At 61.2% G+C, this 12,889-nt stretch carries 9 protein-coding genes; 7 read left to right on the top strand and 2 right to left on the bottom strand.

All coding sequences use genetic code 11. The features are described from left to right. Positions 1-55 precede the first annotated feature (55 nt). From HPQ62_RS06780 to HPQ62_RS06755, 6 genes are all read left to right on the top strand, one after another. Positions 56-2,356, top strand: coding sequence for an FdhF/YdeP family oxidoreductase (locus tag HPQ62_RS06780; protein WP_174801759.1), 2,301 nt, complete (start codon positions 56-58; stop codon positions 2,354-2,356). Continuing rightward, on the top strand, positions 2,356-2,670 hold the full coding sequence (locus tag HPQ62_RS06775) for a hypothetical protein (protein WP_174801758.1): 315 nt from the start codon (positions 2,356-2,358) through the stop codon (positions 2,668-2,670). Before HPQ62_RS06780 ends, HPQ62_RS06775 begins: the two co-directional genes overlap by 1 nt. Positions 2,671-2,866: 196 nt before the next feature. Beyond that, entirely contained in the window at positions 2,867-5,446 is a 2,580-nt protein-coding gene (locus HPQ62_RS06770) for a putative bifunctional diguanylate cyclase/phosphodiesterase (RefSeq protein ID WP_174801757.1), read from the top strand. 609 nt (positions 5,447-6,055) lie between these two features. Next, positions 6,056-6,199 carry a DUF1127 domain-containing protein gene (locus HPQ62_RS06765; RefSeq protein ID WP_174801756.1) on the top strand — a complete coding sequence of 48 codons (144 nt, stop codon included), beginning with the start codon at positions 6,056-6,058 and terminating at the stop codon, positions 6,197-6,199. Positions 6,200-6,339: 140 nt separating this feature from the next. Continuing rightward, positions 6,340-7,452 carry a pyridoxal phosphate-dependent aminotransferase gene (locus tag HPQ62_RS06760; protein ID WP_174801755.1) on the top strand — a complete coding sequence of 371 codons (1,113 nt, stop codon included), beginning with the start codon at positions 6,340-6,342 and terminating at the stop codon, positions 7,450-7,452. 188 nt (positions 7,453-7,640) lie between these two features. Further along, the gene (locus HPQ62_RS06755) at positions 7,641-9,131 is read left to right on the top strand and encodes an AMP nucleosidase (protein WP_174801754.1); all 1,491 of its coding nucleotides are present in this window, start codon (positions 7,641-7,643) and stop codon (positions 9,129-9,131) included. Positions 9,132-9,188: 57 nt separating this feature from the next. Here the strand turns inward: HPQ62_RS06755 and HPQ62_RS06750 are convergent, their stop codons facing one another. Next, positions 9,189-10,094, bottom strand: coding sequence for a diacylglycerol/lipid kinase family protein (locus HPQ62_RS06750; RefSeq protein ID WP_174801753.1), 906 nt, complete (start codon positions 10,092-10,094; stop codon positions 9,189-9,191). A 96-nt stretch (positions 10,095-10,190) separates the two neighbouring features. Then, positions 10,191-11,849: an electron transfer flavoprotein-ubiquinone oxidoreductase gene (locus HPQ62_RS06745; protein ID WP_174801752.1), complete on the bottom strand. Its 1,659-nt coding sequence runs from the start codon at positions 11,847-11,849 to the stop codon at positions 10,191-10,193. Between the two features lie 243 nt (positions 11,850-12,092). Between HPQ62_RS06745 and HPQ62_RS06740 the strand changes: the two genes are divergently transcribed. Continuing rightward, positions 12,093-12,881 carry an SDR family oxidoreductase gene (locus tag HPQ62_RS06740; RefSeq protein WP_174801751.1) on the top strand — a complete coding sequence of 263 codons (789 nt, stop codon included), beginning with the start codon at positions 12,093-12,095 and terminating at the stop codon, positions 12,879-12,881. Positions 12,882-12,889: the final 8 nt, after the last annotated feature.

Raw genomic sequence — 12,889 nt, 5'->3', positions numbered from 1 at the left:
GATTGAACGGCAAATCGGATATTTGCTAAGCTCCGGCGACAAGGGAGACATCCGGATGGATCAGAAGGAAAAACGCGCCTCGAAGGCAGCCGGTGGCTGGCCGGCTCTGATTGCGTCCGGCAGGTCATTGCTGTCGAGCGGTGCGCCGCTTTCGGGCGTACGAGCGTTGTCGAAGGCCAACCAGCCGGATGGCTTCGACTGTCCCGGCTGCGCCTGGGGCGATCCAGAGCATGGCTCCTCCTTCGAATTCTGCGAAAACGGGGTGAAGGCAGTCTCCTGGGAGGCCACCGAACGGCGGGCGGACCCTGAACTGTTCCGGAAGATGAGCGTTCGCGAACTGCGCAAGCTCGACGACTATACGCTCGAAAACCATGGACGTCTCGTTCACCCGATGCGCTACAATCGCGCGACCGATCACTATGAGCCGGTCTCCTGGGATGTGGCCTTCGCCGAGATCGGCGCGCATCTCAAGGCTCTCTCAAGCCCCGACGAGGCCCAGTTCTATACGTCCGGCCGGGCGAGCAACGAGGCCGCCTATCTCTATCAGCTGTTCGTGCGGATCTTCGGCACCAACAACATGCCGGACTGTTCCAACATGTGCCACGAGGCCTCCGGCGTAGCGCTCGGCCAGGCGATCGGGGTTGGCAAGGGCACGGTGCGGCTTGAGGATTTCGAGGAAGCCGACGCAATCTTCGTCGTCGGCCAGAACCCCGGCACCAACCATCCGCGCATGCTCGGTGATCTCCGCCGTGCGGCCGAGCGCGGCGCTCGGATCGTGGTCTTCAACACGCTGAAGGAGCGCGGGCTGGAGCGATTTGCCGACCCGCAGCGCAAGCGAGAGATGATCGTCAACGGCAGCGCGGCCATCGCCAGCGACTATTTCCAGCCCCGTCTCGGCGGTGACATGGCCGTGTTCCGCGGCATGGCGAAGGCCGTGCTTGCGGCTGACCGCAAGGCGCGCGCCGAGGGCAGCAAGCCGCTGATCAACGATGCCTTCATTGCCGACCATACGGAGGGTTTCGACGCCTATGTCGCAGCCGTCGATGCCACGACATGGGAAGCGATCGAGGATCAGTCCGGCCTGTCCCGCGCGGAGATCGAGAAGGCGGCTGCGATCTATCTGTCGGCAGACAAGGTGATCTGCACTTGGGCGATGGGCATCACCCAGCACCGCCATTCGGTGATCACGATCCGCGAGATTGCAAGCTTCATGATGCTGCGCGGCCATATCGGCCGCAAGGGTGCGGGGCTCTGCCCGGTGCGCGGCCATTCCAATGTCCAGGGCGACCGCACCATGGGCATCAACGAAAAGCCGCCGGCAACCTTTCTCGATTCGCTGCAACGCGAATTCGGCTTCAACCCGCCCCGCAAGCACGGCAACAGCACGATCGAGGCAATCGGGGCGATGATCTCAGGGCGGTCGAAGGCCTTCATCGGCCTTGGCGGCAATTTCGCCCGTGCGGTGCCTGACAGCGGGCTGATCGAGGAGGCGCTGGACGGTCAGACCCTGACGGTGCAGATCGCGACCAAGCTCAATGCGAGCCACACGATGCCGGGAAAGAATGCCTATCTCCTCCCCTGTCTCGGGCGCACGGAAATCGACCTCAACGGCAAGAAAGAGCCGCAACTGGTCACGGTCGAGGATTCGATGAGCATGGTGCACGGCTCTGCCGGGATCAATCCGCCGGCGGGTGAGCAACTGCGCTCCGAAATCGCAATCATCGCCGGCATCGCAAACGCGACCGTCGGCTCTGCGATCGTCGACTGGCTGGCGCTTGCCGAGGATTACGACCGGATCCGCGACCTGATCGAAAGGACGATCCCGGGCTTTCACGATTTCAATAATCGGGTGCGCAAGCCGCGCGGCTTCGATCTCGGGAACGCGGCCGCGAGGCGGGAATGGAACACCCAAAACGGCCGCGCCAATTTCTTCACCGGCGCCCTGCCGGAAAAGACCGAATATCAGGCGCGCGCGGATGCGCCCGACCGCTTCGTCCTGCAGACGATGCGCAGCCACGACCAGTACAACACCACCGTCTACGGCATGGATGACCGATATCGCGGGGTCTACGGCGAAAGACGGGTGGTGTTCGTGCACCCGGACGATATCCGCGGCCTTGGCGCTGCGGCGCATCAGCGAGTGGACATTGCCGGACCGGACACCGGCGGCGTCACCCGGGTGGCGAAGGGCTTCAAGCTGATCCCCTACGACATACCACGCGGTTGTGTTGCGGGCTATTTCCCCGAACTCAACGTGCTGGTTCCGCTTTCAAGCTATGGCGATGAAAGCGGAACGCCGACGTCGAAATCGATACCCGTCCGGCTCTCCCTGAGCCGCCCGGGAGAGATCGCCTGATGCCATCCATGCCGCAGGAGGCCATGGCCCTTGCCGAGCGGCTTTGCGCAGGGGAGCGGCTTGCCGGTGACCGGTTGGCGGCAACGGTTCTCGCATTGGCGCTGCTTGATCTGGCGCGCGACAGCCGCACGGCTGCCCGCCTTGCAGAGAGCGCCCACGCACTGGTGCTGAGAGCGGTAACGACGCTTGCCGCAGAGCCTGCGCTGCTCGATCTCAGGGCCCGCGACCAGCGCACGATGCGGCAGCACTACGTCCCGACAATCCTGGCGATGAAAGCGCTTAACGATTTTAAAGCAAGCAATACCTTAGAATGATGGGGTTTGACTAAGACCCGACGCGAACTTATCAGAGGGTGGGTCAAAAAATTCAAATTCGAGGGATGCGCCCCCTCGCGGGATCAGGGACGATACTGAAGCGAGCGGCCATTTTGGCTGCCTTACGGGGGCGCGTGCACGACAGGGGTATCAAAATGCGAGTGAGTGCCGATGCGTTTGAGCGGACAGCACCCCCATGGGCAGGCTGAGCGACGTTTATAAACAGCGCGATCCGGAGCCGAATATACGGCTGCTGACGATCCTGACTGTTCTTTTCTTTGCGACGCTTGTGATCGGCACAGGTGCAGCGGGCCTGTTCCTGCGCGAATCCATCAAGGAGGAGCGGCGTGCGCTCGCCCATGATCGCATCGAGAATTTCTCGAAGGCGCTGGAGACCATCTTCCAGTTTACCGCACATGGCGCAGAAACGCTGACGACATCGCTGGAGAACAATAACGGCCCGGATATCGCCCGTTTCAAGCGACAGGCGGCAACCTTTCTGGCCGCGTCCCCCTGGACGAAGGCAATCATCCTGCGGCGCCCGGAACAGTCTTTCGTCATACCGCAAGACGCCAGCGAAGACATGCTCGGGCTTCCGGTCCCTCCCGGCGACGTCAACGACGCCAAATTTTTCGGCCCTTACACTCTGGCTGACGGCGAAGAGGGGCTGATCTACCGGATCCGGGCGGGAAGCGACATCCTCGAACTGGTGATCGGCGTAAGATCGCTCGTGAAGGAAGTCGGCCTGCTGGAGCTCGGCGGCTCGACGCAGCTGTCCGTGCACACCGACGGCACAGCAACGGACACGGCGGTTGCCGGCAATGCGAACCTCGAAGAGGACGAGACAGTCGGCTCGAGCTTCGACATCGGCAATTCGAAATGGACGATACGCGTCCGCCCTGCGCCTCTCGATGAAGGGCCGAATGACTGGATCCAGATTCTGTTGATGTTCGCCGCCGTCCTGGCGCTGGCGTTCCTGACGCCGTTCATCGGTCTCATCCTGCTGCTCAGGGCGCGCCTGCGGGACGAGCGGCGCCTGAATGATAGCATGAAGGCAATTGATGATCTGTCACGCCAGCTCGACGTCGCCCTCCAGGCCTCGAATATCGGGCTTTGGGAACATGATCTGGAAACGGGCCAGCAGATCTGGGACGACCAAATTTTGAGGATCTACGGCATCGAGGGCAAAGGACATGTCTACAGCTTCGACCAATGGCTGACCTTCCTGCATCCCGATGACCGTCCGCGTTTCCGAACCTTCAAATGGATCGAGGACGGCGAAACAGGCTTTCACCACGAATATCGTATCATCACGCCAGCGGGCGTTGAAAAGACGATACGCTCGGCTGGAAACTCGTTTCGCGATGCCAGAGGCCACAGAAAATTCGTCGGCGTGAACTGGGACTTTTCGCGCGACAAGAAATTGCAGGCAGCGTTGGAGGAAGCGCGCGCCAAGGCTGAAGCGCAGAACCTCGAACTGGAGCAGGCGCGACAGCAGATGGAAAAGATCGCGCTCGAGGATCCGCTGACAAATGTCGCCAATCGGCGGCATTTCGAAGAGAAACTCGATACGCTTCAGGCCGAAGGGCATATTGTGCCGGGAACGACGATCATCCTGATCGACCTCGACGGCTTCAAGACGCTGAACGACACGATGGGCCATCTTTTCGGCGATGAAGTCTTGCGTTTCGCAGCCGGGACATTCTGCGAGAAGCTCGGTCCGGGCTCTTTCCTTGCACGCACCGGCGGCGACGAATTCGTGATCATGATGCCGCCCGGAAGCGATGTCGATCAGTTTTCTCGGGACCTGGCGACGGTTTTTGCAAGACCGGTCCAGATCGACGACCGCGTCTGCCGGGTCGGCGTCAGCATCGGTATCGCCGAAGCCGATGACGATACCGCATCCGCGCGCGACCTCCTCGTGAAAGCCGATCTCGCGCTTTACGAGGCGAAGAACAGAGGTCGCGGCCGCACGGTGCGCTACACCCATGAGCTGATGGAGCAGACCTTCGCTCTGAAACAGCTTGCGGACGACCTGCACGAAGCGCTCGACCGGGACCAGATCACGGCATTCTACCAGCCCATTTTCGACACCAGGGACATGAAGATCATCGGGGTGGAGGCTCTGGCGCGGTGGCACCACCCCAAGCGCGGCCTGATGGAACCCAAGGGTTTCATCGACGTTGCCGAGCAGATGGGGCTTCTGCATCGCATAGACGATATCGTGTTCGGCAAGGCGATCTGCATGATGCGCCGCTGCGAGGCTGAGGGGATAGCGCTGCCGGTTCTCTCGGCAAATGTGTCCGCGCAGCGCCTGCAGGACCCAGGCCTGATCAGCGCGCTCGACGCGATCGACCTGCCGGCAGGCCGGTTTCATTTCGAACTGCTGGAATCGATTCCCTTCGACGATGGCGACAATGCGCTCCTGAAGGTCGTGAACATGATCCGGGCAAAGGGCTTCGGCATCGATCTCGACGATTTCGGCTCCGGCTACGCCTCGCTTGTGGGGTTGACCCAGGTGCGACCGGACCGGCTCAAGATCGCAGGTCAGCTGATCGAGCCGATCCTGCGTTCGCCCGAAAGCCTTCTGATCGTCGAAACGATCGTCCAGATTGCCGAATCCTTCGGCATCGACGTGATCTGTGAAGGCGTGCTTTCCAAAGAGCATCGTGAAAAGCTCGACATGATCGGCTGCCATATTCAGCAGGGCTTCCACTTCTCGCGGCCCATGGATGAGCGCCAGATCGTTGAATTCCTCGCGCAAAACCAGCGTTGACAGCCAGATCGGCCTCCAAAGAAGCACACCAGAATTGTTGAAGTCGAGATATGCGTCACGCGCATACCTTCCATGCCGAGTTCGCACTCCCCAAATGATCAAGGTCGCGCTATATATTCATCAACACGGTGATTGAGAAAGTTCGAAACGAACTGATCCTCACCGGCCCGGAAACGGGCAAGAAATTCGAAGCCGCGTCCTCCTCCTCCCAAACGCGCTTCGATGGGCTGATGACGCTCCTCCTCCCAGTCGTCAGCCAACGCAAATGACGCTCACCGGATCCTCCTCCCCCGGTGGGCGTTATTTTTTTGCGCGAAACTCAACCGCTTCCAATCCTTCTTTTCCCAATTGCACGCGAGCTCTGCTCGATGGCGCATTCTGTGCCTGCGGTTCCGCAAGTCTGTTGCGGTGGCTCTCCCTGTACGGGCACTATCTCGACAGCCTCAAAATTACGCACAGAGATCGGCTGCTCGTACAATGAGCAACACCGCGCACAAATGCATGGCAGTTGCATAAAACTTGCACAACAATATATGGCCAAATCCGCTATATCGGCATCACACAACAAATTCGGGGCAAAAGCTCCCAATGATTGCCGAGGAAACACCCATGCATCCCTTCGAATTCACCATGAAATGGTTCTCCTACCGACGCACCCGCGCTCAGCTGCGCAACCTGTCGGAAGCAGAACTCAAGGATATCGGCCTTCTGCCGTCCGATATCGATCGCGTTTCGGCGCGCGCTTTCCGCTAAGCGGCAGAGCGAACAGCCCTGTTTTGCGGCGCCTTCGGGCGCCGTTTGCGTTTCAGGGGCGTACCGCCTCGGACGCGGCCTTGCTTGCCATTGTCCGGCAACCGATTATGTTTGTGCGGATTTCAAACCGGAACGTATCCATGACCGATTTCCCGCGCTTCACCGAGCTTGCCAAAAACCTGCCCGCCACCGTTCCCTTTGTAGGACCGGAAGCGCTGGAACGCACACGCAACTATCCGATCATTGCGCGGCTGGGTGCCAATGAAAGCGGGTTCGGGCCCTCCTCCACCGTGCTTGCCGCAATGCGCGAGGCCGCCGGCGAAGTCTGGAAATATTCCGATCCCGAACATCTTTCGCTGCGCCAGGCGCTTGCACACCATCACGGCTGCAGCGTCGACAATATCGTCGTCGGCGAAGGCGTGGACGGTCTTCTGGGCATGACGGTGCGCCTGATCGTTTCGCCGGGAACGACTGTCGTGACCTCTCTCGGCGGCTACCCGACCTTCAACTATCACGTGGACGGTTACGGCGGAGCGCGCATCAACGTGCCCTATACCGGCGATCGCGAAGACCTGGACGGACTGCTTGCCGCCGTGAAGGCCCATGATGCGACCATGGTCTATTTCGCCAATCCCGATAATCCGATGGGCAGTTTCTGGCACAGGGACGATGTCATCCGCTTTGCGCAAGCGCTGCCGGAAACCTGCATGCTGGTGCTCGATGAGGCCTATTGCGAATGCGGCCCGGTCGAAGCCTTCCCCGAGATCGATCAATTCCTGGACCGGCCCAACATCCTGCGTTTCCGCACGTTCTCGAAGGCCTACGGGCTGGCAGGCGCGCGCGTCGGCTACGCCATCGGCGCGCCGCAGACGGTCCGCGCCTTTGACAAGATCCGGAACCATTTCGGCATGCCGATCCTGAGCCTTGTCGCGGCCGAAGCAGCGCTTGCCGACCAGGCCTATCTCCAGGCCGTCATCGGTCGCATCCGCACATCGCGTGAAGAGATTTCGGCCATTGCCACGGAAAACGGGCTCAACCCGCTCGCGTCCGCCACCAATTTCGTCTCCGTCGACTGCGGCCGCGACGGGACTTACGCGCGCGCGATCGTTGACGCGCTCGGCGCCCGCGGCATCTTCATCCGCATGCCCGGCGTGTCGCCGCTGAACCGCTGCATCCGGATTTCGACCGGTCCACACCGCGACATGCAACTGCTGGCAGAAGAGTTGCCGGCCGTCCTGAGCGCGCTCGGCTGAAACCGGGATACGCTCCTGATGGCATCGGCCAGCGTTTTGGATCGGCGACACCTGCAAGGTCATGACATTCATGGTGTTCGTGTCGTAAAACACTGTTCCAGACGATATAGATCGAACTGAAGCAGTGAAAAGGTCGCGGGTCCGGCGCAAGCGGGAGCCGCAAGACCGGCAGATGCAAGGGTGGAAACATGCAGGACTACGAACCGCTGGCAGCAAGGATCATCAGCCCAGAGCGCCAGCAGCCGCAGAGCTTTACTGATGCGCGGGAAGCCGTCGAGGCGCTGAAGGCGCTTTATGCACGCAACACCCGATTCCTGATCGACGCCTTCGTGGCGCTTGCCGGCGGCGCGCCGATCGAAGGCCGCTACCGCGCCTTCTATCCGCAGGTGAGCATCGAAACCGGCAGCTACGGCCTGACCGATTCCCGGCTTTCATACGGTCATGTCACCACGCCTGGCGAATATGCCACGGCGATCAGCCGTCCGGACCTGTTCGAGGACTACCTCGTTACCCAGTTGTCGCTGCTGATCAAGAATCATGGCGTCGCTGTTACCGTCGGCGAATCCGAGACGCCAATCCCGCTCCACTTCGCCTTTGGCGAAAACACCCATGTGGAGGCCGATCTCGCAGCGCTGTCCGACGTGCCGCTGCGCGACATTTTCGACACGCCCGACCTTTCGACCACCGACGACATGATCGCAAATGGCGACTTTGAGCCGGAACCCGGCAAACCGCAGCCGCTGGCGCCGTTCACCGCACAGCGCGTCGATTATTCGCTCGCCCGCCTCAGCCATTACACGGCAACGAGCGCGTCCCATTTCCAGAATTTCGTGCTGTTTACCAACTACCAGTTCTATGTCGACGAGTTCTGCGCCTTCGCCCGCGAGGCGATGGCGAATGGCGGCGATGGCTACACCGCCTTCGTCGAACCCGGCAATGTGATCACCCGCGCGGGCGCGATCGAGCCTGACGAAGGCAGCCGCCGCATGCCGCAAATGCCGGCCTACCATCTGAAGCGCGACGACAATTCCGGGATCACCCTGGTCAATATCGGCGTCGGCCCATCCAACGCCAAGACGATCACCGATCATATTGCGGTGCTGCGCCCGCATGCATGGCTGATGCTCGGCCATTGCGCCGGGCTGCGCAACAGCCAGAAACTCGGCGACTATGTGCTTGCCCATGCCTATGTCCGCGAGGACCACGTGCTCGACGACGATCTGCCGGTATGGGTGCCGATCCCCGCTCTCGCAGAGGTTCAGCTGGCGCTCGAGGAAGCGGTGGCGGAAGTCACCGGGCTGGAAGGTTACGAGTTGAAGCGGGTGATGCGGACCGGTACGGTCGCCACCATCGACAACCGAAACTGGGAGCTGTCGCCCCAGAGCGGCCCGGTCAAACGGCTGTCGCAATCGCGGGCGATCGCGCTCGACATGGAATCGGCAACGATCGCGGCCAACGGCTTCCGCTTCCGGGTGCCCTATGGCACGCTGCTGTGCGTTTCAGACCGCCCGCTCCATGGCGAGCTGAAGCTGCCGGGCATGGCGACGGCCTTTTACACCACGCAGGTCCGTCAGCACCTCCATATCGGCATAAAGGCCGTGCAAAAGCTGTCATCCATGCCGCCCGAAAGGCTGCATTCACGCAAGCTCCGAAGCTTTTACGAGACCGCATTTCAGTGAGGAAAACGCCACGCGGGCCGTTGTGGCGCGTGTGGCTCCCATCCGCTCGGAAGCCTCTCAGATGAGGGTGCTGTGCTGAGGCACCAGAACGTGCAGCGCGCGCGGATGCTGTTCGATCACGGCATGGTCGATGACGTCCATCAGATCGCCATCAAGCGACTGGTCCATGTTGGTATCCGAAAAATCGATGGTGATCCTGTCGACTTCGAACAGGATGGTGTTGTCGCGCTCTTCGAGATGACCGGTCAGATAGTCGAAGGCGACGCCGACCACATTGTCGAACTCGCTTGCCTTGACCAGATAGACGCCGAGCTTGCCGCCTTGCGGACGGTCCGAAAACGGCACGGCGTTGTGATGAATGCGGTTGTTTGAAATGCCGAGAAGCGCATATTCGCCCTCGCCCTTCCCGCGCTCGCTCTCATAGGTGACCTTGAGCTCGGACAATTCCCGCATCGTGTCGAACCAGGCCCGGGTGCTTGCCGAAATCTTTCCGAGACGCGAATCGTAATCGATCTTTTCGCGGTTCTTGATCATCGTGGCATGAAGACCGGCGGAAAACTGATGAATGAAGGGGCGACCGTTGATCGTCGGCATGTCGACCCGCGCCGTCTTGCCATTCGCAAGCTCGTAAAGCGCTTCCTCAATGTCGAGCGAGATGTCGAGGCTGCGGGCAAAGAGGTTCATCGTGCCGGCGGGCACGACGCCGAGAAGCTTCTCCCTGCCATGGAGAAATCCGGCAGCAAGCGAGACGGTGCCATCGCCGCCGCCGACGATCATGCCATCAAAGTCCGGCGTCTCGGCGGTTTTCTCGATCGCCTTCTTGACCTCGCTGCCCTTCACGATCTCGCAATCGAACTGATGGCCGGCATCCTCGAAGATGGTTTTCGCCAGCGCGTGAAACGCGTCCATGTCGGTCGTCTTGAACGTTCCGCCATCGCGGTTGAAGATGCCCTTGAGGCGCATGGTTTTTCCTTGAAAAGGTTGCAGCCATTAAACGCCGGGCGCAACACTATGGTTCCTGCCCGGCGCAAAAGCAGCAGTCCGATTGGAAGACTGCGATCACATGTTGGGGTAGACAGGCCCCTCGCCGCCCTGGGGCGGCGTCCACACGATGTTCTGGTTCGGGTCCTTGATGTCGCAGGTCTTGCAGTGGACGCAGTTCTGGGCGTTGATGACGAAGGTCTGCTCGCCTTCCTTCTCGACCCACTCATAGACGCCGGCCGGACAGTAGCGCGTGGAAGGACCGGCATAGACCTCGAGCTCCGAACGCTTCTGAAGCGCCATGTCGCGCACCTTGAGGTGGCAGGGCTGATCCTCCTCGTGATTGGTGTTTGACAGGAACACGGAGGACAGCCGGTCGAAGGTCAGCACGCCGTCCGGCTTCGGGTAGTCGATCGGCTTGTGTCGTGAGGCAGGCTCCAGCGCCTCCGCGTCGGTCTTGCCATGCTTGACCGTGCCGAACAGCGAAAGACCGAAGATGGAGTTCATCCACATGTCGAAACCGCCAAGCGCGATCCCCACAAAGGTTCCGAATTTCGACCAGAGCGGCTTGACGTTGCGGACGCGCTTCAGATCCTTGCCGATGATGCTTCCGCGCCAGTCCGCTTCGATCTCCGCGACCTCGTCGTTGCTGCGGCCGGCAGCAAGGGCCTCCGCCAGGCGCTCTGCGGCCAGAATGCCGGAATGGACCGCATTGTGCGAGCCCTTGATGCGGGGAACGTTGACGAGACCGGCCGAACAGCCGATCAGCGCGCCGCCCGGGAAGGACAGTTTCGGCACTGACTGATAGCCGCCTTCCGAGATCGCCCTGGCGCCATAGGAAAGCCGCTTGGCCCCCTCGAAGGTCGGCGCGATCGCCTGATGGGTCTTGAACCGCTGAAACTCCTCGAAGGGATAGAGGTAGGGGTTCTTGTAATTGAGGTGCACGACGAAGCCGACCGCGACCTGATTGTCTTCAAGGTGGTAGAGGAAAGAGCCGCCGCCGGTCTTGCCATCGAGCGGCCAGCCAAAGGAATGCTGGACCAGGCCGGGCCTGTGGTTCTCCGGCTTGACCTGCCAGAGCTCCTTGAGCCCGATTCCGTATTTCTGGGGCTCGCGATCCGCATCGAGCCGGTATTTATCGATGATCTGCTTGGCAAGCGATCCGCGAACGCCTTCCCCGATCAGCACATATTTGCCGAGAAGCTCCATGCCGCGGGTGAAGTTCGGACCATGGCTGCCGTCGCGTTCGACGCCCATGTCGCCCGTGGCAACGCCCCGGACAGCGCCGCTTTCATCGTAGAGGACCTCGGCTGCGGCAAAGCCCGGATAGATCTCGACGCCAAGCGCCTCTGCCTTTTCGGCAAGCCAGCGACAGACATTGCCGAGGGAGACCACGTAATTGCCGTGATTGCTCATGAGCGGCGGCATCAGAAAGTTCGGAAGCGATATCGAGCCTGCAGGGCCGAGCAACAGGAACTGATCCCTGGTTACCGGCGTCTTGAAGGGATGCCCCTCCTCCTCTCGCCAACCCGGCAGGAGCTTGTCGATGCCGGAGGGATCCACCACAGCGCCCGAGAGAATATGCGCACCAACCTCTGCCCCCTTCTCCAGAACGACAACGCTCAGCGCCTCGTCGATCTGCTTGAGCCGGATCGCGGCAGCAAGTCCGGCGGGGCCGGCGCCGACGATGACAACGTCAAATTCCATGCTCTCGCGTTCGGGCAGTTCTTCGGTCATGCGTTTCCTCTTTCCCTGCTGACAATGGCCAGTGGCACAAAGTATCGTAACGATTGCCGGATTTTCCAGCAGCAATTCGCTGAAATCCGAATAAAACCGATTCAGGAGAGCGGGCGTCCTGCGCCGGCGCGTTCCACATAGCGCCAGACATTGCCTGATGGCGCCCGATAGTGATTGAATCACGGCCGCGCGAAAGGCTATGGTGCGCCGGCCCGCCCCAAGGCAGATCAAAAGGAGTTCACCATGGATCTCGGTATCGCCGACAAGAAAGCCGTCATACTCGCCTCATCGCGCGGACTTGGCGCAGGGATTGCCGAGGCGCTGGCCAAGGAAGGCGCCCATGTTCTGCTGTGCGGGCGCACCGAAGACCGCCTTGCCCAGAACTGCAGGGTGATCAACGAGACGACGCCCGGAAAGGCGGATTACGTGATCGCAGACCTTGCGGATGAAAACGTGGTGGAAACGCTTCTGGCTGCCATCGACGAGAAGCTGGGCGGGGTCGATATCCTCGTCAACAATTCGGGCGGCCCAACGCCTGGCGGCGTTGCCGACATGACGCCGGAAAAACTTGACCGGTTCTTCAATTCCATGGTCGCACCCATCATCGCCCTGACCAGCCGGCTGGTGCCGCGCATGAAAGAGAAGGGTTGGGGCCGGATCCTGACCGTGGCTTCCGGCGGCGTGCAGGAACCGATTGCCAATCTCGCGCTTTCCAACACCCTGCGCTCGGCCCTTGTCGGCTGGAACAAGACGCTGGCAACCGAGGTGGCCTCTTCCGGCATCACCGCCAACCTGTTGCTGCCGGGACGCATCCATACAGACCGGATCGACGAACTCGACCACGCCAATGCCGAACGCAGCGGCAAGAGCCTGTCGGAGGTTCGCGCCCAGTCGCTGGGCTCGATTCCCGCAGGCCGCCTGGGCCGCGTGGAAGAATTTGCGGCGGTGGCTGCTTTTCTGTGCTCGCAGCCCGCAAGCTATGTCACGGGCAGCCTGATCCGCTGCGATGGCGGGGCGACCAAGAGCGTATAGCGGGCGAA

This window comes from Martelella limonii (assembly GCF_013344475.1).
Classification (GTDB): domain Bacteria; phylum Pseudomonadota; class Alphaproteobacteria; order Rhizobiales; family Rhizobiaceae; genus Martelella; species Martelella limonii.
Note: the sequence above shows the minus strand (reverse complement) of the source record. Positions and strands in the feature narration are given on the sequence as shown.

Excerpts from the sequence above, each read along its gene's own strand:
- HPQ62_RS06770 (WP_174801757.1), top strand. The coding sequence starts at position 2,867 with ATGGGCAGGCTGAGCGACGTTTATAAACAGCGCGATCCGGAGCCGAAT.
- HPQ62_RS06750 (WP_174801753.1), bottom strand. The coding sequence starts at position 10,094 with ATGCGCCTCAAGGGCATCTTCAACCGCGATGGCGGAACGTTCAAGACG.
- HPQ62_RS06745 (WP_174801752.1), bottom strand. The coding sequence starts at position 11,849 with ATGACCGAAGAACTGCCCGAACGCGAGAGCATGGAATTTGACGTTGTC.
- HPQ62_RS06775 (WP_174801758.1), top strand. The coding sequence starts at position 2,356 with ATGCCATCCATGCCGCAGGAGGCCATGGCCCTTGCCGAGCGGCTTTGC.
- HPQ62_RS06755 (WP_174801754.1), top strand. The coding sequence starts at position 7,641 with ATGCAGGACTACGAACCGCTGGCAGCAAGGATCATCAGCCCAGAGCGC.
- HPQ62_RS06740 (WP_174801751.1), top strand. The coding sequence starts at position 12,093 with ATGGATCTCGGTATCGCCGACAAGAAAGCCGTCATACTCGCCTCATCG.
- HPQ62_RS06780 (WP_174801759.1), top strand. The coding sequence starts at position 56 with ATGGATCAGAAGGAAAAACGCGCCTCGAAGGCAGCCGGTGGCTGGCCG.
- HPQ62_RS06765 (WP_174801756.1), top strand. The coding sequence starts at position 6,056 with ATGCATCCCTTCGAATTCACCATGAAATGGTTCTCCTACCGACGCACC.
- HPQ62_RS06760 (WP_174801755.1), top strand. The coding sequence starts at position 6,340 with ATGACCGATTTCCCGCGCTTCACCGAGCTTGCCAAAAACCTGCCCGCC.